21 protein-coding genes, 1 tRNA gene and 1 pseudogene are annotated in these 19283 nt (G+C 68.1%); 5 read left to right on the top strand and 18 right to left on the bottom strand.

The window, feature by feature from the left end:
• Window positions 1-50: 50 nt before the first annotated feature.
• The 12 genes and pseudogenes from M529_RS48650 to M529_RS47855 all read right to left on the bottom strand — a co-directional run bounded on the left by M529_RS48650 (window position 51) and on the right by M529_RS47855 (window position 9969).
• Window positions 51-1791: pseudogene (locus M529_RS48650) on the bottom strand (DEAD/DEAH box helicase).
• A gap of 306 nt (window positions 1792-2097) precedes the next feature.
• A complete protein-coding gene (gene rplA / locus M529_RS43720) occupies window positions 2098-2796 on the bottom strand; it encodes a 50S ribosomal protein L1 (RefSeq protein ID WP_021319551.1) in 699 nt (232 codons plus the stop codon).
• Window positions 2797-2800: 4 nt separating this feature from the next.
• Window positions 2801-3232, bottom strand: coding sequence for a 50S ribosomal protein L11 (gene rplK / locus M529_RS43715; protein WP_021319550.1), 432 nt, complete (start codon window positions 3230-3232; stop codon window positions 2801-2803).
• 168 nt (window positions 3233-3400) lie between these two features.
• Window positions 3401-3892 (bottom strand): SRPBCC family protein, encoded by a 492-nt coding sequence (locus tag M529_RS43710; RefSeq protein WP_021319549.1) that lies wholly within the window; start codon window positions 3890-3892, stop codon window positions 3401-3403.
• Window positions 3889-4209, bottom strand: a complete 321-nt coding sequence (locus M529_RS43705) for an ArsR/SmtB family transcription factor (protein ID WP_021319548.1) — start codon at window positions 4207-4209, stop codon at window positions 3889-3891. Before M529_RS43705 ends, M529_RS43710 begins: the two co-directional genes overlap by 4 nt.
• A gap of 198 nt (window positions 4210-4407) precedes the next feature.
• A complete protein-coding gene (nusG, locus tag M529_RS43700) occupies window positions 4408-4944 on the bottom strand; it encodes a transcription termination/antitermination protein NusG (RefSeq protein ID WP_021319547.1) in 537 nt (178 codons plus the stop codon).
• 39 nt (window positions 4945-4983) lie between these two features.
• Window positions 4984-5190: a preprotein translocase subunit SecE gene (secE, locus tag M529_RS43695; protein WP_021319546.1), complete on the bottom strand. Its 207-nt coding sequence runs from the start codon at window positions 5188-5190 to the stop codon at window positions 4984-4986.
• Between the two features lie 159 nt (window positions 5191-5349).
• Window positions 5350-5425 (bottom strand) — tRNA-Trp (locus tag M529_RS43690).
• 62 nt (window positions 5426-5487) lie between these two features.
• Window positions 5488-6405: a YihY/virulence factor BrkB family protein gene (locus M529_RS43685; protein ID WP_021319545.1), complete on the bottom strand. Its 918-nt coding sequence runs from the start codon at window positions 6403-6405 to the stop codon at window positions 5488-5490.
• A gap of 235 nt (window positions 6406-6640) precedes the next feature.
• Window positions 6641-7867: a dihydroorotase gene (locus M529_RS43680; RefSeq protein WP_021319544.1), complete on the bottom strand. Its 1227-nt coding sequence runs from the start codon at window positions 7865-7867 to the stop codon at window positions 6641-6643.
• A complete protein-coding gene (locus tag M529_RS43675; RefSeq protein WP_021319543.1) occupies window positions 7864-8859 on the bottom strand; it encodes an aspartate carbamoyltransferase catalytic subunit in 996 nt (331 codons plus the stop codon). Before M529_RS43675 ends, M529_RS43680 begins: the two co-directional genes overlap by 4 nt.
• Window positions 8860-8934: 75 nt before the next feature.
• A complete protein-coding gene (locus M529_RS47855) occupies window positions 8935-9969 on the bottom strand; it encodes an endonuclease/exonuclease/phosphatase family protein (RefSeq protein WP_021319542.1) in 1035 nt (344 codons plus the stop codon).
• 418 nt (window positions 9970-10387) lie between these two features.
• Between M529_RS47855 and radA the strand changes: the two genes are divergently transcribed.
• Entirely contained in the window at window positions 10388-11755 is a 1368-nt protein-coding gene (gene radA / locus M529_RS43665; RefSeq protein ID WP_021319541.1) for a DNA repair protein RadA, read from the top strand.
• 11 nt (window positions 11756-11766) lie between these two features.
• Window positions 11767-12288 (top strand): CvpA family protein, encoded by a 522-nt coding sequence (locus tag M529_RS43660; RefSeq protein WP_021319540.1) that lies wholly within the window; start codon window positions 11767-11769, stop codon window positions 12286-12288.
• A 6-nt stretch (window positions 12289-12294) separates the two neighbouring features.
• Here the strand turns inward: M529_RS43660 and M529_RS43655 are convergent, their stop codons facing one another.
• The 5 genes from M529_RS43655 to M529_RS43635 form a co-directional block, all read right to left on the bottom strand.
• The gene (locus M529_RS43655) at window positions 12295-12483 is read right to left on the bottom strand and encodes a hypothetical protein (protein WP_031295462.1); all 189 of its coding nucleotides are present in this window, start codon (window positions 12481-12483) and stop codon (window positions 12295-12297) included.
• Window positions 12484-12545: 62 nt separating this feature from the next.
• A complete protein-coding gene (locus tag M529_RS43650) occupies window positions 12546-13460 on the bottom strand; it encodes an SDR family oxidoreductase (protein WP_021319538.1) in 915 nt (304 codons plus the stop codon).
• Window positions 13461-13467: 7 nt separating this feature from the next.
• On the bottom strand, window positions 13468-14598 hold the full coding sequence (gene proB, locus M529_RS43645) for a glutamate 5-kinase (RefSeq protein ID WP_021319537.1): 1131 nt from the start codon (window positions 14596-14598) through the stop codon (window positions 13468-13470).
• Between the two features lie 47 nt (window positions 14599-14645).
• Window positions 14646-15743, bottom strand: coding sequence for a GTPase ObgE (gene obgE, locus M529_RS43640; RefSeq protein WP_021319536.1), 1098 nt, complete (start codon window positions 15741-15743; stop codon window positions 14646-14648).
• A gap of 30 nt (window positions 15744-15773) precedes the next feature.
• Window positions 15774-16388 (bottom strand): TetR/AcrR family transcriptional regulator, encoded by a 615-nt coding sequence (locus M529_RS43635; RefSeq protein WP_031295460.1) that lies wholly within the window; start codon window positions 16386-16388, stop codon window positions 15774-15776.
• 59 nt (window positions 16389-16447) lie between these two features.
• Here M529_RS43635 and M529_RS43630 point away from each other — a divergent pair, with 59 nt between their 5' ends.
• The 3 genes from M529_RS43630 to M529_RS43620 are packed head-to-tail and all read left to right on the top strand — an operon-like array spanning window position 16448 to window position 18616.
• Complete coding sequence (locus M529_RS43630; RefSeq protein WP_021319534.1) at window positions 16448-17293, top strand: metal-dependent hydrolase; 846 nt, start codon at window positions 16448-16450, stop codon at window positions 17291-17293.
• A 31-nt stretch (window positions 17294-17324) separates the two neighbouring features.
• Entirely contained in the window at window positions 17325-17855 is a 531-nt protein-coding gene (locus tag M529_RS43625) for a GNAT family N-acetyltransferase (RefSeq protein WP_021319533.1), read from the top strand.
• A 56-nt stretch (window positions 17856-17911) separates the two neighbouring features.
• Window positions 17912-18616 carry an endonuclease/exonuclease/phosphatase family protein gene (locus tag M529_RS43620; protein ID WP_021319532.1) on the top strand — a complete coding sequence of 235 codons (705 nt, stop codon included), beginning with the start codon at window positions 17912-17914 and terminating at the stop codon, window positions 18614-18616.
• 172 nt (window positions 18617-18788) lie between these two features.
• On the opposite strand, the gene ndk is transcribed toward M529_RS43620, so the two are convergent.
• Window positions 18789-19211, bottom strand: a complete 423-nt coding sequence (gene ndk / locus M529_RS43615) for a nucleoside-diphosphate kinase (RefSeq protein WP_021319531.1) — start codon at window positions 19209-19211, stop codon at window positions 18789-18791.
• Between the last annotated feature and the right edge of the window lie 72 nt (window positions 19212-19283).

Raw genomic sequence — 19283 nt, 5'->3', positions numbered from 1 at the left:
CTTGTTCCCCCTCCCGCTTGCGGGAGGGGATGGGTGAACGTCTGTCCGGCTCAGCCGCGCGGCTTGCGGGGGCCGGGGCGTTTGGGGCCGCCCTTGAAGGGACGTGCGGCGTGGGGGCGGTGGCCGCGGGGCGCCTGGTCGCCATTGGGGCGGTCCCGTGCCGCGGCGGTGCTCGCGCGCTTCCTCGCGCGGAGTGCCCTCGATCGCCTCGATCGCGATCTGGGCGCCGTCATCCTGCGCCTGGCCGGTGCGGGCGACCGCGTCGGCGAAGCGCTTGGCGAGGGCTGCGGGTATCTCGAACAGGGTTTCGTTGGCGGCGATGCGGATCGCGCCGATGTCGCCCCGCGTCACATGGCCGCGGCGGCAGACCAGCGGCAGGATCCAGCGCGGATCGGCATTCTGGCGACGTCCCAGGTCCATGCGGAACCAGACGGTGTCCTCGAAGCCCGGGCGCGGCCCGTCGCGGCGCGGCGGAGCCTCGCTCGCGTCCAGCAACTCCTCGGGCGCGGGAAGGGACGCACGGGCGCTCTTCACCAGCATGGCGGCGATTTCCTTGGCGCTTTTCTCCGCCAGCAGTTCGGCGCCGAGCGCCCAGTCTGCTTCGTCGAGTTCCGCCTTTTCCATGAGGCTGGCGCGCAGGCGGGCATTGTCCTGCTCCAGGATTGCCTCGCGGCTGGGAGCCGAAACCCATTCGACCGGGATCTTGGCGCCGCGGAGCATCGATTCGACACGGCGGCGACGGGGATAGGGAACGATCAGCACCGCCGTGCCCTTCTTGCCTGCGCGACCGGTGCGACCGGAACGATGCTGCATCGTCTCCGCATCGCGGGGCAGCTCGACATGCACGACCAGGGTGAGCGAGGGCAGGTCGATGCCGCGCGCGGCGACGTCGGTCGCGACGCAGACCCGCGCCCGCTTGTCGCGCAGCGCCTGGAGCGCGTGGTTGCGCTCGTTCTGGCTATGCTCGCCCGACAGCGCCACGGCGGCGAAGCCCCGCTCGGTGAGGCTGGCGTGGAGGTGGCGGACATTGTCGCGCGTCGCGCAGAACAGGATCGCCGTTTCCGCCTCGTGGAAGCGCAGCAGGTTGACCACGGCATTTTCGATATCCGCGGGGGCGACGGTCATCGCCTGATAGCTGATGTCGCCATGGCCCCGCTCCTCCCCGACGGTGGAGATGCGCAGCGCGTCACGCTGGTAGCGCTTCGCCAGCGCGACGATCGGCTTGGGCATGGTGGCGGAAAAGAGCAGGGTGCGCCGGTTCTCCGGCGTCGCGTCGAGGATCTGCTCCAGATCCTCGCGGAAGCCCATGTCGAGCATCTCGTCGGCTTCGTCGAGAACGGCCGTGCGCAGCGCGGAGAGATCGAGCGCGCCGCGCTCCAGATGATCGCGCAGGCGGCCCGGCGTGCCGACGACGATATGCGCGCCGCCGTTCAGCGCCCGCCGTTCCCGGCTGGCGTCCATGCCGCCGACGCAGGTCGCGATCCGGGCGCGCGCGTCGCCATAGAGCCATTCCAGTTCCCGGCTGACCTGCAGCGCCAGCTCGCGCGTCGGCGCGATGACGAGCGCCAGCGGGGCGGCGGCATAGGGCAGCTGGCCATTGTCGCCCAGCAGCTCGCCCGCCATGGCGAGGCCGAAGGCAACGGTCTTGCCCGATCCGGTCTGCGCCGAGACGATGAGGTCGCGGCCGGCGGCCTCCCCCTGGGTGACCTCCGCCTGGACGGGGGTGAGGGTTTCATAGCCCTTGGCGACGAGCGCGCGGGCGAGGATGGACGGGAGGTGTTCGAAAGACATGTTCTTGTTTTCCATCGGTAAAAGCGACCCGCCATTCCCGACGGATACAATGCGACCGTTCATGCTTCCGAAGCGGAAGCCCGAAGGAAGGTCAGTCCTTCGGTTCCAAAATCCTCCCCTGCAAGGGGAAGGGGACCGATGCCTGAGGCAGCGGTGGAGGGGTGTCCCCCTATCGAGGGTGACACCCCTCCGTCAGGGCTATGCCCTGCCACCTCCCCTTTCGGGGGAGGATGAAATTTGAAAATAAGAAGGCCGCCTTCCCCCGCAAGGAGGAAGGCGGCCCCTTTATCTGGTATCCGCCAGCGATCAGGCCGTGGCGACTTCCGCCACGTCGACCTTCACGCCCGGGCCCATCGAGGACGACAGGGCGATCTTGCGGACATATTTGCCCTTTGCACCGGCCGGCTTCGCCTTGACGATCGCATCGACGAAGGCGTCGAAATTCTTGCGCAGGTCTTCCTGCGCGAAGCTCGCCTTGCCGAGGCCGGCGTGGATGATGCCCGCCTTTTCGACGCGGAACTCGATCTGGCCACCCTTGGCGGCCTTCACGGCTTCGGCGACATTCGGGGTCACGGTGCCCAGCTTCGGGTTCGGCATCAGGCCCTTGGGACCCAGCACCTTGCCGAGGCGGCCGACCAGGCCCATCATGTCCGGCGTCGCGATGACGCGCTGGAAGTCGATGTTGCCGGCCTGGATGCTTTCCAGCAGGTCTTCGGCGCCCACGACATCGGCACCGGCGTCGAGCGCCTGCTGAGCCTTGTCATTGCGGGCGAACACGGCGACGCGCACGGTCTTGCCGGTGCCGGCAGGCAGGGTCACGACGCCGCGGACCATCTGGTCGGCGTGGCGCGGATCGACGCCCAGGTTGATCGCGATCTCGACGCTCTCGTCGAACTTGGCGGTCGCGTGGGTCTTGATCAGGCCCAGCGCCTCGTCAACGCCGTGCAGCTTCTCGCGGTCGACCGCAGCGGCCAGGGCCTTCGCCTTCTTCGTCAGCTTTGCCATGGTCTCAGCCCTCCACCACTTCGAGGCCCATCGCGCGGGCGGAGCCTTCGATGATCTTCGCCGCAGCGTCGATGTCGTTGGCGTTGAGGTCGACCATCTTCGCCTGGGCGATCTCGACCAGCTGCGAGCGCTTGATCTTGCCAGCGATGACCTTGCCCGGCTCCTTCGAGCCCGACTTGAGGTTCATCGCCTTCTTGATCAGATAGGTTGCCGGCGGCTGCTTCGTGGTGAAGCTGAACGAACGGTCCGCATAGACGGTGATGATGGTGGGCAGCGGGGTGCCCTTTTCCACGCTGGCCGTCTGGGCGTTGAACGCCTTGCAGAATTCCATGATGTTGACGCCGCGCTGACCCAGTGCAGGACCGATCGGCGGGGCGGGCTTGGCGTCTCCAGCGGGCACCTGGAGCTTGATATAGCCCGTAATCTTCTTGGCCATCTTTACTCACTCTGTAGAAGGCGGTCCGAAGACCGCCCGGTTCAAGTTCAGCGGTCCTGACGGACGCCCGAAGACGTCCTCCCGCAAGATTCCCTGGTCGGGGAAGCGGCGCCCTATAACGGGCGCACGCCCGAAAGGAAAGGGCGTTTATGCGCCCTGCCCCCGTCCTCAGTTCATGGTCGCCTGGATATGCGCCACCATCTGGTCGACGACCGTGCCCCAGCCGTCGTGGAAACCCATATCCTCATGCGTCTTGCGCCCCTGCTCGTCGGCGTGGATGGCGTAGGCGGTGTAGCGCGTGCCGGTGGCGGTGGGCTGCAGGATCAGCGCGGCGGTGAAGAAGGGCTTGAGCGCCGGGCGGAATCCGGGGAGCAGCGCGTCGGTGAACACCAGCCGCTCGTTGGGGACGACGTCCAGATAGCAGCCGACATTGGGAAATTCCTCTCCCTCGGGAGAGCGCATCGTGGTGCTGAAGATGCCGCCGGGGCGCACGTCGATCTCGCAGGCGGAGACGCTCCACGGGGCGGGGCAGAACCAGTGCTTCAGGCTTTCCGGCGTGGTCCAGGCGTGCCAGACCAGTTCGACGGGCACCGAAATCTCGCGCTCGAGCACGAGGTCGAGGGCCTGGTCGATCGGGCCGAGGGGCGACGGATAGGTCATTCAGGCTTCTCCTTCTTCATCGACAACAGATAGGCGTCCAGCCGGTCGAGCCGGCCTTCCCACACCGAGCGCTGCCGGCTGAGCCAGTCTTCCGCGACGCGCAGGCGGTCGGGACTGAGTTCGTAGGTCCGGACACGGCCGACCTTGCGCGAGCGGACCAGCCCCGCCCCCTCCAGCGTCTTGAGATGATCCAGGAAGGAGGGAAGCGCCATGCGGTGATGCGCGGCCAGTTCGCTGACCGAGGCGGGCCGCGCGCCCAGCCGTTCGAGCACGGCGCGCCGGGTCGGATCGGCCAGCGCGCGGAAGACGCTGTCCATGGCGGAAGGCTGGGAGGCGGAAGGGTTGGGCATGCGACTCACGATCGACTTTCTGGATGACGGCGTAGCTCGCATGAACCAATAGTTAGGTCAATGCCTAACTATTGGTTCATGCCTGGGAGCGGAACGACGCGCAAACGAAAAGGGCCGCCGGCCCGGAGGCTGGCGACCCTTTTTCCGACCCCTTGCGGGCGGGGATTATTTGGACAGTTCGACCTGCTCGAAGTCCAGCTCGACCGGCGTGGCGCGGCCGAAGATCGACACCGACACCTTGACCCGGTTCTTTTCGAAATCCAGTTCCTCGACCACGCCGTTGAAGCTGGCGAAGGGGCCGTCCAGAACCTTGACGCTGTCGCCGATCTCGTAGTCGACATTGACCTTGTGCTTGGGCGCGGCCTCGGCTTCCTTGCGGGCGCCGAAATAGCGGGCGGCCTCGCTCTCGCTGATCGCCTGCGGCTTGCCGTTGGGGCCGAGGAAGCCGGTCACCTTCGCGGTGTTCTTGACGAGGTGGTAGATGTCGTCGTTCATCGCCAGCTTGGCGAGGACGTAGCCGGGCATGAACTTGCGTTCGACCTGCACCTTCTTGCCGCGCTTCACCTCGGTCACGGTCTCGGTGGGCACTTCCACCTGCTCGACCAGCTGGGAGAGGCCCATGCGTTCGGCTTCGGAGAGGATCGATTCCTTCACCTTGTTCTCGAAGCCCGAATAGGCGTGGATGATGTACCAGCGCGCCATCTTACCGTCTCAAACTCCCAAAAATTCGTGCGACGTCCGTCACGCCTGACCAGCCGCGAAGCCCAGCAGCCACTGGACGATCGCGCCGAAGAAGGTGTCGATGCCGAAGAAGAAGATGCCCAGCAGCGAGGTCATGATGACGACCATCACCGCGGTCATGATCGTTTCGCGGCCGGTCGGCCACACGATCTTCGACCCCTCGGTCCGCACCTGGTTGACGAATTCGCCGGGGGAAACCTTCGCCATCGCCTTGCCTCAAAATCTTCGAACAAACGCCAATTCGCGAAGCAATAGTCCGCCCTCCGGACCCCGCCGTGTCGGCGTCCCGGGGTGCGGCCGCTTGCTTCGCGACACATCCTCGCCCGCGCATCTACCCGCGAATCCCTGAAAATTCAAGGTTTCGCGTGGCAGGAGTGGAGGGACTCGAACCCCCGGCATTCGGTTTTGGAGACCGACGCTCTACCAGCTGAGCTACACTCCTGCACCTGGCCGGTGCCGGCGAAGGAGGGCGCTTTAGCGTGGGAGGGCAGGCAGGGCAAGCGATTATGCGCGCGTCGGGACAGCCTCCGCCACGCCCGTTTCGGCGCTGGTCTGCCGCTCCGCCTCCGCGTTGATCTGCGCGCCCAGCAGCACGACATAGGCCGAGACGTAGAGCCAGAGCTGGAGCACCACGACGGCCCCCAGCGATCCGTAGGTTTCGTTGTAATTGCCGAAGCGCGAGACGTAGAAGGACACGGCGAGGGTCGCCACCAGCCAGAACAAAGTCGCCGTCACCGACCCCACGGTCAGCCATTGCCATTGCGGTCGGCGCCGGTGCGGGCCGAAGCGGTAGATGAGACCGAAGATCGTGCTGGCGAGCAGGCCGGCGCAGATCCAGGTCGCCGCCTTGATCCCGAACAGGACGCCAGCCCCCCACCCCGCCAGCAGTTTCTGCAGCAGGCCGATGACGGTGGCGGTGACGACGCCCGACACCACGACCAGCACGGCGGAAAAGGTGATCCCCATCGACACGCGGTAGAAGGCGACGATCCCCCTCGCCTCCTTCGAGGCATAGACGATGTTGAGCGCCTCCATGATCGCCGAGGCCGCGCGCGTCGCGCCATAGACGGCCAGTCCCAGCGCCACGACGAGGCCGAGGCCGGTCGTCCCCTTGGCCGCCGACACGACGCCCAGCAGCTGGTCGTTGATGAGCGAGGCCGCGTCGGAGGGAACGACGGTGATGATGGCCGCCATGTGCCGCTGCACCAAAGCCGGGTCGCCGATCAGGCCGTAGGTCAGCACCACCGCTGCGAGCAGGGGCGCGATGCTGAGGAAGGCGTAATAGGCGACCCCAGCAGACAGCAGGCCGAGATGATTGGCCGACATGGCGGAATAGACCCGCTTCAATATCTCCCACCAGGCACGCAGCGGGATCTTCCACGGCGCGTCGACATGCACCTGCTGCATGATGCGGTCGGTCATCTAAGTCCCCTGCTGTTCCCCAAGGGAAGCGCGCGAGGGGGGAGGTGGTTCCCGAGGGGCGCGCCTCTCCGTATCCGGCGGCGCATCCAATGCTAGGAAGCGGCCATAAGCCTCCGCCCCGTCATCCCAGCGAAAGCTGGGATCTCCTTTCTTCTACCCCGCGCGATGAGAGAAAAGTGGGATCCCAGCTTTCGCTGGGATGACGGGGTAGGCGAAACCACCGGCCCTGCGACGGCTACAGGAACGCCCCGCCCTTCATGATCCGCCGCGCGCGGCCCTGCACGGGCACGCGGTCGAAGGGGGTGTTGCCGGCCTGCGCGGCCATCTTGCCCGAATCGACGATCCACGGAGTGTCGGGATCGATGAAGATCAGGTCCGCCGCGCTGCCGGGCGCGAAGCTGCCGGCGTTCACGCCCAGGATGCGTGCGGGATTGGCGCTGAGCAGGGCCATCAGCCGGTTCATGCCCACCAACCCGTCGCGTACCAGATTGAGCGAGAGCGCCAGCAGCGTCTCGGCACCCGCCATGCCGGGCGCGGCGTCGGCGAAGGGCAGGCGCTTGTCCTCCGGCCCGCGCGGGTCGTGGCCGGAGGTGATCACGTCCACCGTGCCGTCACGGACCGCTTCCAGGCACGCCTTGCGGTCGTCCTCGTCGCGCAGCGGCGGCGACAGGCGGGCGAAAGTGCGGAAATCGGTCACCGCCTGGTCGTTCAGGAACAGATAGGCCGGGCTGATGCCGCAGGTCACCTTCAGGCCTTCCGCCTTCGCGGCGCGGATCAGGTCGAAGCCCGCCCTGGTCGTGACCAGCCGGAAATGGATCGCTGCGCCCGTCTCGCGCGCCAGCATGATGTCGCGCGCGATCGCCATTGCCTCGGCGCAGGCGGGCGCGTGGGGCAGGCCGAGGCGGGTCGCGGTCTCGCCGCTGGTCGCCACCGCCTTGCCGGCGAGGCCGCCGTCCTCCGCATGGGTGATGACGGTAAGGCCTAGGCCGGACGCGTAGGAGAGCACCCGCGCCATCACGCCCGAATCCGCGATCCACTGGCGCCCGGTGCCCACGGCTTTGGCGCCGGCGGCCTGCATCATGCCGATCTCCGCCAGCTCGGCGCCCTTGAGGCCGCGCGTCGCCGCCGCGATCGGATGGACCCAGAAGTCGGGCTTGCCCGCCCGCGTCGCCTGCCGGATGAGGCCGACATCGTCGAGCGGCGAGGACTGGTCGGGCATCAGCGCGGCGCGCGTGATGCCGCCGAAATGGAAGGCGGGCTTGTCCGTCGCGAAGACGCCGAGGTCGACCAGGCCGGGCGCGACGATCAGGCCCTGCGCGTCGATCGTCTGCGCCCCTTCGGACACCGCGACGTCGCCGGTCGCGGCGATCCGGTCGCCCTCGATCAGGATGATGCCGGCGGCGAGCTGCGTGCCGGAGGGGTCGGCCAGCCGGCCGTTCACGATGGCGAGGGTGGCCGTCATGCCCAGCCCTCCACGCCCCGCGCGGCGCGGGTCAGGACGTCGAGGCAGGCCATGCGGATCGCGACGCCCATCTCCACCTGTTCGGTGATCGCGGAGCGATCGGGATGGTCGGCCACCGTGCTGGAGATTTCGACGCCCCGGTTCATCGGGCCGGGATGCATCACAAGCGCATCGGGCTTGGCGATCGCGAGCCGTTCGGGCGTCAGGCCATAGAGCCGGTGATATTCGCGGGCGGATGGGATGAAGGCCCCGTCCATCCGCTCGTTCTGCAGCCGCAGCATCATCACCACGTCGGCGCCCTCCAGCCCTTCGTCCATGCGGGTGAAGGGGGTCGCGCCCAGCATCTCCACCTGCGGCGGCATCAGCGTCGGCGGCGCGACCGCGCGGACCTGCGCGCCCAGCGCGGCGAGACACAGCATGTTGGAGCGCGCCACGCGGCTGTGCAGCACGTCACCGCAGATAGCGACCACCAGCCCTTCGAACCCGCCCTTGCGGCGGCGGATGGTGAGCGCGTCGAGCAACGCCTGGGTGGGATGCTGGTGCCAGCCGTCGCCCGCATTCAGCACCGGGCAGTCGACCTTGTCGGCGATCAGCGCGACCGCGCCGGAGCTGGCATGGCGGATGACGATGACGTCGGCGGACATGGCGTTGAGCGTCATCGCCGTGTCGATCAGCGTTTCGCCCTTCTTCACGCTGGAGGTCGCGGCCGCCATGTTGACGACGTCGGCGCCCAGCCGCTTGCCCGCGATTTCGAAGGACAGGAGCGTGCGCGTGCTGTTTTCGAAGAAGGCGTTGATCTGCGTCATGCCGGCCAGACGATCGTCATGCTTGCGCGCATGGCCGCGATTGGCACGCGCCCACTGCTCCGCCTCGTCCAGCAGGAAGCGGATTTCCCAGGGCTTGAGGTCGGCGATGGAAAGCAGGTGCCGGTGCGGAAACAGCGCTCGCCCGGACAGGTCGGACGAAGCAGGCGCGGCAGGCGTTTGAGGCATGCAAGCGCTTTAGGCGAGCGCGGCGGGGAGGGCAAGGCGCTGGCGGAAACTCCCTGCCCCGCCCCTCCGCTCTCTCTAGCGGAAGCGGTAGATGACCTTCAGGCCCATATGGTCCGACAGCGCCTTTTGCCCCTGTTCCGCGCGGAACATGACATCGCGCTTCGCCGCGACGAGTTGAACCGTGTCGGGCGCGGAGAAGAACTGCCAGTCATTGGCGTGGCGCAGCGGCACATTGGCGGCGATGGCGAGGTCGGCCGAGCAGCTGGCAGGATTGCGTTCGCACAGGGGCCGGTATTTGTCGCGGCCGAGCGCGCTCGCGATCTTCGCCCTCTTGTTGCGGATATAGCCCATCAGCAATTCCAGCCGCGCGGGCGAATGGCCCATGTTGAAGTCGCCGGCATAGATGCGGATCGTGCGCTTGCTCTCCGGCGCTTCGGTGAAGGCGGCCAGCGCATCGAGCTGGCGGGCGAAGGCGACCCGGCTGACGGACTCGGGCTGGCCCGAGGGGTTGCCGCTGTTGAGATGGGTCGCGACGACCTCCACCGGGGCGGGCGCGCCGGGGACGGCGATATGGGCCGACAATATCCCCTTGTTGGCGAGGCAGTCATAGCCCGCGCAGGCGTCCTTCGGGAACGGCGTGCGGCGCACCGCGCTCAGCCGGTAGTCGGACAGCAGGACGAGGCCCGACGAGAGCGCCGGGCCGAGGGTCTCGCCTTTCCAGAAGGAGCGCGCCGTCACATAGCCGCGCGTTTCGGGCTGCCGGTCCGCAGCACCGGGACCGTAGGCAGTATAGGCATAGCCCGCACGCTGCGCGATCCCTCTCGCCTCTTCGGTGAAGGCTTCCTGCAGCACCACGACCTGCGGCGCGGTGCCGGCGGCGCGCATCCGCGCCAGGCTGTCGCCGATCTTCGCCAGCGCCTGCGACCGGTCCATGGCGGCGGGCCAGGGCAGGCCGTTCACATTGTAGGTGAGCACCGACAGATAGCCGGCTGGCAGCACGCTCGGCCCGGGCATCACCCGCGGAGGCGGGCCGGTGTCGGAAATGGCGGGCGAAAAGCCCGTGAGCGCGGTGATCCCCAATGCCAGCAGCGCCAGATGCCTGCGGTACATGACGCGACCCTCCTCGACCGGAGCGATGACCCCTCGCCATCGTCCCCTCCCCGGCTGGCCGCGATTGTAACAGCGCCGCGGGTAAGCGTGGTGACAGAGCGGTTGAGGTTCCGTGACAGCATGGGGTGCGGAATGTGACGGCGCGTCTTGGGGGCGTAACATGATGAGGGGGGATGACGGGATGGGTGGGAAGCGGCCGTTACCCCGTTCGTCCTGAGTAGCCATTGAGCTTGTCGAAATGGCGTATCGAAGGACCGATGTAGTACGCCAACCCTTCGATACGGGCCTTCGACAGGCTCAGTCCCTACTCAGGGCGAACGGTTGCAGGAAATATCTCGTTCAGACCGCAAGCCGCAATCCAACCCTGCCCCCTCACCCCACGCTTGCGTTCCCATTCTGTTCCGTTAAGAATGCGCCCATGGCCAAGGCAAAGCGCAAATTCGTCTGTCAGCAGTGCGGCACGGTGGCGAGCCGGTGGCAGGGCCAGTGCGAGGATTGCGGCGAGTGGAACAGCATCGTCGAGGAAGCGGCCGAGACCGTCTTTTCCGCAAGGCATGACCTGCATACGGGCGGCCGGGCGATCGCGCTGGTAGGGCTGGACAGCAAGGTCGAGCTGCCGGCGCGCACATCGACCGGGATCGCCGAGTTCGACCGGGCGCTGGGCGGCGGGATCGTGCCGGGGTCGGCGACGCTGATCGGCGGCGATCCGGGCATCGGCAAGTCGACCCTGCTGCTCCAGGCGGCCGCGCGGATCGCGGCCGGCGGCCTATCCGTCGCCTATATCAGCGGCGAGGAAGCGGCCGACCAGGTGCGGCTGCGCGCGCAGCGGCTGGGGCTTGGCAATGCGCCGGTCCAACTGGCCAGCGCGACATCGGTCCGCGACATCCTGACCACGCTGGGCGAAGGCGCGCCGCCCGCCCTGCTGGTGATCGATTCGATCCAGACGATGCACAGCGACCTGATCGAGGGCGCGCCGGGCACGGTCAGCCAGGTGCGGGCCAGCGCGCAGGAATTGATCCGCTTCGCCAAGCAGCGCGGCACGGCGCTGGTCATGGTCGGGCACGTCACCAAGGACGGCAGCATCGCCGGCCCCCGCGTGCTGGAGCATATGGTCGACACCGTGCTGAGCTTCGAGGGCGAGCGCAGCCACCAGTACCGCATCCTGCGCGCGATCAAGAACCGCTTCGGCGGCACCGACGAGATCGGCGTGTTCGCCATGGTGTCCGAGGGGCTGGAGGAGGTCGCCAACCCGTCCGCCCTGTTCCTGACCCATCGCGACGAGACGGTGACGGGCGCCACGGTCTTCCCGGCGCTGGAAGGGACGCGGCCGGTGCTGGTCGAGATCCAGGCGCTGGTCGTGCGGCTGTCCAGCGGGGCGACGCCGCGCCGGGCGGTGGTCGGCTGGGACAGCGGGCGGCTGGCGATGATCCTCGCCGTGCTGGAGGCGCGCTGCGGGCTCAGCTTCTCGACCTGCGAGGTCTATCTGAACGTAGCGGGCGGATACCGCCTGTCGGACCCGGCTGCCGACCTGGCCGTCGCCGCCGCGCTGATCTCGGCGCTCGCGGAGCGGCCGGTGCCCGCCGACATCGTGCTGTTCGGCGAGATCGCGCTGTCGGGCGAGATCCGGCCGGTCGCCCATGCGCCGCTGCGGCTGCGCGAATCGGCCAAGCTCGGTTTCGACCGGGCCTTCGTTCCCGGCGCGGTGGCCGACGGGGTGAAGGGAATATCGGTCAGCGGTTTCCGCACCCTCGCCCAGCTTGTTGACCAGATGCTCGGGCGCGGATAGCCACGGGCGCGATGAACGCCATCGACATTCTCGTCCTGCTCGCGATCGGCGGCTGCGCCGTGCTCGGCCTGATGCGCGGCTTTGTGCAGGAAACATTGTCGCTGATCGCCTGGGTGCTGGCGATCTTCGCAATCCGCCTGTTCCACTCGTCTGTCGCGGAGTTGCTGACGGCATTCGTCGGCACCGAAAGCGGCGCGGCGATCCTGGCGCTGGTGCTGGTGTTCGGCGTCACCTTCGGCGCGGGCAAGCTGCTGGCCCATGCGATCGGCCGGCGCACGCGTCAGTCGGTGCTGGGGCCGGTCGACCGGGTGCTGGGCGCGGGCTTCGGCGCGGTCAAGGGACTGATCGGCGCGACCATCGTCTTCCTGGGATTCAGCCTGGTGTACGACACCTTCTACGGCAGCGGCGCGCGGCGACCCGACTGGCTGGCCGAGGCGCGCACCTTCCCCCTGCTCAATGCCAGCGGACAGGCGATCAGCGACTTCCTGGCGGAACAGCGGGCGAAGAAGCCGACGGACGGCAGCGCGCAATAGTCGCCCTTAATAATTGGACCTATCGCGGTAATGATCGGCGGTGTTGGCACCGGTCGCCTGATCTTCCTTCAGTTCCTCGCCATGCCAGACGTTGCGGGCGACGAAGAGTACCAGAATGATGGCGAGGAGGATGCCGATCACCCAGGCGGCGGCGCGGCCCGCGCGGCGCGGGCTCGGTTGATCGGGATCGGTCATGTTTTCCTCCATCCGAGGAGAATGCACGCCTCCATGCCGGGTTCCGACCCTAGCAAAGCAGGTTAGAGCCAGCCCTTTTTCCGATAGGCGTCGGCGGTCGTCCTCAGCCCCTCTTCGGTGGGCACGGCAGGCATCCAGAGCTGCCGAGGCACGTGGCGGCCGGTGGCCGCCACCCAGTCGGGGTGGCAGAAATAGCCCACCCGGTCGGGCGTCAGCCGCGCGCCCTTGCCGCGCACCAGGCCGTCGACGCGTGCGGCAACGCCCAAGAGCCAGGCCGGCGTCGCCCATGTGCGCACCGGCCGCCCCACCGCGCGGCCGATCGCCGCACCGAAATCCCGATGGTCCCAGCCGTTCGCAACGCCATCGTCGGCCTCATAGACCTGGGTGTGGCTCACCTCCCGATCCGCGGCCAGCACCAGCAGCAGGCGGGCAAGGTCGGCGACATGGATGACCGACAGCCGGCCACCGGGCGGCAGCATCATGACGCCGCGCCTGGCCATGCGGAACAGTTCCAGCATCTCCCGGTCGCCCGGGCCATAGACGGCAGGCGGGCGCACGATCGTCCAGTCGAGCCCGCTCGCCTTCACATGCCGTTCGGCCAGTTCCTTGGACCAGCCATAGTCCGACAGGCCCGGCTCGCGCGCCGCGAGCGAGGAGACATGGACGAGGCGCCGGACGCCGCGATGACGCATGGCGTCGATCACCGCGATGGTGCCGCGGGCGTTGCCCGCCTCAAAACCGTCGCGATCGGGCGCGTTCACGACGCCGGCGATATGGATGACCGCATCGGCATCGCGCACCAGCGTGTCGAGCGCGGCGGGATCCTCCAGCGATCCCGGCACCCATTTCAGGCGTGCGCGGGGCGGCTGGGCGCGGCGAGTCAGCGCGTGGATATGGTGGCCGGCCGCCAGGGCCTGCTCAAGGGTTTCGGCGCCGACGAATCCCGTCGCGCCGGTCATGGCGATCTTCATGGACATAAGGGTATCAGACCATCGCCATATGGTCGCGATGGACGAGGACGGAGCGGGGCAGATGGCCGAGCAGCGCGGCGATGTCGTCGCTGCGCTTGCCGGCAATGCGGGCCGCTTCCTCGCTGTCATATTCGATGAGGCCGCGCGCGATCACCCGGCCATCCTCCGCCAGTATGTCGACCACGTCGCCGCGCGCGAAAACACCTTCCACCCGGGCGACGCCTGCGGGCAGAAGGCTGTTGCCGCGCTCCAGTGCCTTTTCCGCGCCCGCATCGACGGTGATCCGCCCACGCACGGCGAGGCGCCCGGCGAGCCAGCCCTTGCGCGCGCGCTGCGCCGGGGCGGCGAGGAAGATGGAGCCCCTGCCCCCCTGTTCCCAATGGGAAAGCGGCGCGTTGATCTTGCCCGAGATGATGGCGAGATGCGCGCCGGCGCCGGTCGCGATCCGCGCCGCCTCTATCTTGGAGGTCATGCCGCCCGATCCCATGCCCGAAGCGGACCCCCCGTCCGCCATGGCGGCAATGCGCGCGTCGATGCGCTCGATCGTCTCTATCAGCATGGCGCCCGCATCGACATGCGGGTTGGCGGTGTAAAGACCGTCCACGTCGGACAGCAGCACAACCGCGTCGGCCCGTGCCGCCTGTCCGATGCGCGCCGCCAGCCGGTCATTGTCGCCGAAGCGGATCTCCGCCGTGGCGACGCTGTCATTTTCGTTCACCACGGGCACCACGCCGAGCTGCATCAGCCGCTCCAGCGTGGCCGAGGCGTTGAGATAGCGCCGCCGGTTCTCCAGATCGTCCAGCGTCACCAGCATCTGCGCGGCGGTGATGCCCCGTTCGTGCAGCAGCGCCGCCCAGCATTGCGACAGGGCGATCTGGCCGGTGGCGGCGGCCGCCTGCGCATCCTCCAGACTGCCGCGCCCGCCCTTGGGCAGCTTCAGCCGGCGGGCGCCGAGCGCGATCGCGCCGGAGGACACGATGATGACCTGCTGCCCTTCGGCACGGCGGGCGGCGACGTCGGCGACCAGCGTGCGCAGCCAGTCGAGCCGCACCTCCCCCGCCGGGTCGACCAGCAGGGCGGAGCCGATCTTGATGACCAGCCGGCGGATGACGGAGGGAGGGAAGCCGGGGAGGGACTGGGTCATGGCGAGCTAGGAGGACTTCCGTTCGGTTCGGGGGAGATGAGCCGTGGTCAGAGCGGCGACCATGGGCGCTCGTCCTCCACCTCACCCTCGTCCGCCACGTCCTCGCGATCCTGGTCGATGACCTCCAGCACGGCGTCGAGCAGCGCCGGCACGCCTTCGCCGGTGGCGCCGGAGATCAGGAAGACATCCTCCACCCCGGCCTCGTCGCGCAGCTGGGCGGCGATGTCCTCCATCAGCTCCGGACCCAGCAGGTCGCCCTTGTTGAGCGCGACGAGCTGCGGCTTCTCGTCCAGCCCCTCGCCATAGGCGGCGAGCTCGTCAGTCACGATGCGGAAGGCATCGACCGGGTCGTCGCTGGTCGCGTCGATCAGGTGGAGCAGGACGCGGCAGCGCTCGATATGCCCCAGGAAGCGGTCGCCGATGCCCGCCCCCTCGGCCGCGCCCTCGATCAGGCCGGGAATGTCGGCCACCACGAACTCGCGGTCGCGATGCTGCACCACGCCGAGCTGCGGCTTGGTGGTGGTGAAGGCATAGGCGCCCACCTTCGCCTTGGTATTGGTCACCTGGTTGATGAGGGTCGACTTGCCCGCATTGGGCATGCCGACCAGGCCGACATCGGCGAGCAGCTTGAGCCGCAACCACACCCACATCTCCTGGCCCGGCCAGCCCGTGCCGTGCTGGCGCGGGGCACGGTTGGTGCTGGTCTTGTAGGACATGTTGCCCCGGCCGCCATCGCCGCCGCGCAGGAAGACAAGGCGCTGCCCCACTTCGGTGAAGTCGGCCAGCAGTTCCTGGTCCTCATAATCGGGGATGCCGTTTTCATCCTCCGTCCCGGGAATGGGCTGGGGGTCGGACAGGATCTGCGTGCCCACGGGCACCTTGATCACCAGATCCTCGCCGCCCGCCCCGAAGCGGTTCTTGCCGGCGCCCGGCAGGCCGCGCTGCGCCTTGAAATGCTGGGTGTAGCGGAAGTCGATCAGCGTGTTGAGGCCAGCCACCGCCTCGAAGATGATGTCGCCGCCCTTTCCGCCATTGCCGCCGTCGGGGCCGCCATATTCGACATATTTCTCCCGCCGGAAGCTGACCGCGCCGGGTCCGCCCCAGCCGGACTTGATGAAAATCTTTGCTTGATCGAGAAAATGCATGGCGCGCCCATAGCGCCATCGTCGCAAAAATTAAACCTTTCCCCGCGCCGCCGCAGCGGCCTCCTGCGCCAGCGCGAAGACCAGGCTGCGGGTCGCGATCTCCCGCGCCTTCTCCCGCGGCAGGCCGAGCGCCGATGCCATCGGCCCGCCGACCTGCGAATCCCCGAGCGCCAGCAGCACCAGCATCAGGGTGTTTTCGCGGATCAAGGTCGCCAGATCGGGCGTCAGCGCGGTGGCCACCAGCTTGTCGACCAGCCGGTGGATCGCCTCCACCACGGGGTCGAGCGCATCCTCATTGCCCGAGGCGAGCATCCAGCTGGCGAGCGCGCCCGCCCCTTCCCGGTCGAAGGCGTCGAAGGTCATGTCGACGATCGTGCGCGGGTCGGTCTCCCCTCGCCGCGCCGCGTCCACCGCCTCCCCGATCGTCGTAGTGATGGTGTCGCCCAGATGCGCGGCCAGCGCCTTCTGCAGCCCCGCCGCCGATCCGAAATGGTGCAGCAGGTTGGCATGGGTGCGGCCGATACGTCCCGCCACCGCCTTCAGCGTCACCGCCTGCGGCCCTGCCTCGATCAGCAGCCCCCGCGCCGCTTCCAATGCGACGAGGCGGCTTTCGTCCGGGGTCAGACGGGTGCGTCTTATTGACATTAGTGTAAATAACTCTTTATTGACCATGATCTGCCTAGATCAGGGGAAAGGAGCCTGCAATGCCGACCCCGACGGACCTTGCCATCACGCCACGCGATCGCCGCTTCCAGCGCGAAGGGGCGCCGCGCCTGTGGGTCGGCGGCGATCCCTTCGCCACGGCCTTCTTCAACGCCCTGTCCGTCACCTTTCCCCGGGGGGAAGCCTTTTTCATCGACAGCGTCCGCGCGTTCCGCGACGGGGTGCCCGACCGGCTTGCCGGCGAGATCGCCGCCTTCATCAAGCAGGAGGTGGTGCACAGCCGCGAGCATGTGGCCTTCAACCGCCAGGTCACGGACCATGGCTATGACGTGACGCTGCTGGACGCGGACGTGACGAAAGTGCTCGACCTTGCGGCACAGCGCGCGCCGATCCTGAACCTGGCCGCAACCATGGCGCTGGAGCATTTCACCGCGATCCTCGCCCATGAGCTGCTGGCCGATCCCCGCCATCTGGCAGGTGCCGACGAGCATGTCGCATCGCTGTGGCGCTGGCATGCGGTGGAGGAGATCGAGCACAAGGGCGTCGCCTGCGACACCTGGCTGCACGCGACCCGGGACTGGAGCGCATGGCAGCGCTGGCGGGTGCGGTCGCTGATGATGCTGGTCGTGACCAAGCAGTTCCTGCACCACCGGACGCGCGGCATGATCGAACTGCTGCGGCAGGACGGGGTCACCGGGCTGCGCGCCTGGGGCGGGCTGCTGCGTCATGTGCTGCTGCGGCCGGGCATGGTGCGGCGGGTCGCGCTGCCCTGGGCCCGCTATTTCCTGCCCGGCTTTCACCCCTGGCAGGTGGACGACCGCGCACTGATCGCGGCCGAGGGGCCTTCCCACGCCCTGCCCGAAGGTGCGCCGTTACCGGCGGCTTGACCACAGCGCGCGCCGCGCCATAGCGTTTCGCATGACCGGCGCCCCGATCCTTCGCACCGACCGCCTCACGCTCCGCCCGCACCGGATCGACGATTTTCCGCAGTGCCGCGCGCTCTGGGCCGATCCCGACGTGGTCCGCCATATCGGCGGCACGCCCCAGGACGCGCAGGCGGTGTGGTTCCGGCTGCTGCGCTATGCCGGCATGTGGTCGCTGCTGGGCTATGGCATGTGGGTGGTCGAGGATCGCGCCACGGGCGGCCTCCTGGGGGAAGCGGGCCTGCTGAGCGCCGCGCGCGGCATCGCCGAGTTGGAGGGAGTCCCCGAGGCGGGATGGGTGCTGGCGCCGCCCGCCTGGGGCAAGGGGATCGCATCGGAAGCCGTGGGCGCGGTGCTGCGCTGGGCCGACGCGCATCTGGACGCTCCGTCGATCCGCTGCATCATCGAGCCAGGCAATGCCGCATCGGTTCGCGTCGCCGAGCGGCTGGGCTTCCAGGCGATGGGCGAGGCGAGGCTGGGCGAGGCGCCGATCCGGCTGTTCGACCGGACGCCCCTTCGCCCCTGAACGCCCCATCCGTCGAAAGGCTGGAAACCCGAAGGCGGCTGACGCATTGAAAGACGATGTCCTCCCATCGGATTCGCGTCGCCAGCTACAATATCCGCAAGGCCATCGGCACCGACCGCCGCCGCATGCCCGAAAGGGTGATCGACGTGCTGAACGAGATCGACGCCGACGTCGTGGCCCTGCAGGAGGCGGACCGGCGCTTCGGCGTGCGATCCGCCGCGATCCCGCCCTTCCTGCTCGACAGCCAGAGCGGATACAAGGCAGTGCCGCTGAACGTGCAGGCCGATTCCATGGGCTGGCACGGCAATGCGATCCTGGTGCGCAAGGAGGCGCAGGTCGCGGCTCATGACGTGCTGCACCTGCCCTGCCTGGAACCGCGCGGCGCGATCACGGCGGAAGTGACGCTGGCCCGCACGTCGCTCAGGGTCTTCGGCATGCATCTCGACCTGTCGGGCCTGTGGCGGCGCCGGCAGGCGGCGGCCGTGATCCATGCCGCCGCGCAGTGCGAGGCGATGCCCACCGTGCTGATGGGCGACCTCAACGAATGGAGCGCGGACCGGGGTTGCCTGGCCGACTTCGCCCGGCACTACAGCTTCGCGCCCTGCGGCCGCAGCTTCCACGCGCGGCGGCCGGTGGCGCGGCTGGACCGGATCATGCACTGCGGGCGCCTGAAGCTGCTGGACTGCGGCGTCCACGCCAGCGCGACGGCGCGCAAGGCGTCGGATCACCTGCCGATCTGGGCGGAGTTCGCGACGGGATAGGCGCCGCCCCTTCCGGCTCCACCCGAACAAAGAAAAGAAAGCGGATCCCGGTTTTCGCCGGGATGACGAGGAATGGCCGAAACCCCGCCATACCGACCTCGAACACGAAAAACCCGGCTCTCCGCAGAGAACCGGGTCATCCGTATCATCCCTGCCTCGGCAGGAAATCAGCTCAGCCGACGATCTCTTCCGGCTTGAAGAAATAGGCGATCTCGATCGCGGCGTTCTCGTCGCTGTCCGAGCCATGGACCGAATTGGCCTCGATCGATTCGGCATATTCCTTGCGGATCGTGCCCTCGTCGGCGTTCGCGGGGTTGGTGGCGCCCATGATGTCGCGGTTGCGCTTCACGGCCTCCTCGCCTTCCAGCACCTGCACGACCACCGGGCCGGAAATCATGAAGGCGACCAGGTCAGCGAAGAAGGGACGCTCCTTGTGCACCGCGTAGAAGCCTTCAGCCTGCTCGCGGGTCATGCGGATACGCTTGGACGCGACGACGCGCAGGCCCGCCTCCTCCAGCTTCTTGGTGACCGCGCCGGTCAGGTTGCGACGGGTCGCGTCGGGCTTGATGATCGAGAAGGTGCGAGTGACGGCCATGGCCCTCATGAACTCCGAATTGTTGGGGATAAGATGGCGCGCCCTTTAGACTGGCCAGTTCTGCACCGCAAG

This window comes from Sphingobium ummariense RL-3, assembly GCF_000447205.1.
Taxonomy (GTDB): Bacteria; Pseudomonadota; Alphaproteobacteria; order Sphingomonadales; family Sphingomonadaceae; genus Sphingobium; species Sphingobium ummariense.
Note: the sequence above shows the minus strand (reverse complement) of the source record. Positions and strands in the feature narration are given on the sequence as shown.

Excerpts from the sequence above, each read along its gene's own strand:
- rplA (WP_021319551.1), bottom strand. The coding sequence starts at position 2,796 with ATGGCAAAGCTGACGAAGAAGGCGAAGGCCCTGGCCGCTGCGGTCGAC.
- rplK (WP_021319550.1), bottom strand. The coding sequence starts at position 3,232 with ATGGCCAAGAAGATTACGGGCTATATCAAGCTCCAGGTGCCCGCTGGA.
- M529_RS43710 (WP_021319549.1), bottom strand. The coding sequence starts at position 3,892 with ATGACCTATCCGTCGCCCCTCGGCCCGATCGACCAGGCCCTCGACCTC.
- M529_RS43705 (WP_021319548.1), bottom strand. The coding sequence starts at position 4,209 with ATGGACAGCGTCTTCCGCGCGCTGGCCGATCCGACCCGGCGCGCCGTG.
- nusG (WP_021319547.1), bottom strand. The coding sequence starts at position 4,944 with ATGGCGCGCTGGTACATCATCCACGCCTATTCGGGCTTCGAGAACAAG.
- secE (WP_021319546.1), bottom strand. The coding sequence starts at position 5,190 with ATGGCGAAGGTTTCCCCCGGCGAATTCGTCAACCAGGTGCGGACCGAG.
- M529_RS43685 (WP_021319545.1), bottom strand. The coding sequence starts at position 6,405 with ATGACCGACCGCATCATGCAGCAGGTGCATGTCGACGCGCCGTGGAAG.
- M529_RS43680 (WP_021319544.1), bottom strand. The coding sequence starts at position 7,867 with ATGACGGCCACCCTCGCCATCGTGAACGGCCGGCTGGCCGACCCCTCC.
- M529_RS43675 (WP_021319543.1), bottom strand. The coding sequence starts at position 8,859 with ATGCCTCAAACGCCTGCCGCGCCTGCTTCGTCCGACCTGTCCGGGCGA.
- M529_RS47855 (WP_021319542.1), bottom strand. The coding sequence starts at position 9,969 with ATGTACCGCAGGCATCTGGCGCTGCTGGCATTGGGGATCACCGCGCTC.
- radA (WP_021319541.1), top strand. The coding sequence starts at position 10,388 with ATGGCCAAGGCAAAGCGCAAATTCGTCTGTCAGCAGTGCGGCACGGTG.
- M529_RS43660 (WP_021319540.1), top strand. The coding sequence starts at position 11,767 with ATGAACGCCATCGACATTCTCGTCCTGCTCGCGATCGGCGGCTGCGCC.
- M529_RS43655 (WP_031295462.1), bottom strand. The coding sequence starts at position 12,483 with ATGACCGATCCCGATCAACCGAGCCCGCGCCGCGCGGGCCGCGCCGCC.
- M529_RS43650 (WP_021319538.1), bottom strand. The coding sequence starts at position 13,460 with ATGTCCATGAAGATCGCCATGACCGGCGCGACGGGATTCGTCGGCGCC.
- proB (WP_021319537.1), bottom strand. The coding sequence starts at position 14,598 with ATGACCCAGTCCCTCCCCGGCTTCCCTCCCTCCGTCATCCGCCGGCTG.
- obgE (WP_021319536.1), bottom strand. The coding sequence starts at position 15,743 with ATGCATTTTCTCGATCAAGCAAAGATTTTCATCAAGTCCGGCTGGGGC.
- M529_RS43635 (WP_031295460.1), bottom strand. The coding sequence starts at position 16,388 with ATGTCAATAAGACGCACCCGTCTGACCCCGGACGAAAGCCGCCTCGTC.
- M529_RS43630 (WP_021319534.1), top strand. The coding sequence starts at position 16,448 with ATGCCGACCCCGACGGACCTTGCCATCACGCCACGCGATCGCCGCTTC.
- M529_RS43625 (WP_021319533.1), top strand. The coding sequence starts at position 17,325 with ATGACCGGCGCCCCGATCCTTCGCACCGACCGCCTCACGCTCCGCCCG.
- M529_RS43620 (WP_021319532.1), top strand. The coding sequence starts at position 17,912 with ATGTCCTCCCATCGGATTCGCGTCGCCAGCTACAATATCCGCAAGGCC.
- ndk (WP_021319531.1), bottom strand. The coding sequence starts at position 19,211 with ATGGCCGTCACTCGCACCTTCTCGATCATCAAGCCCGACGCGACCCGT.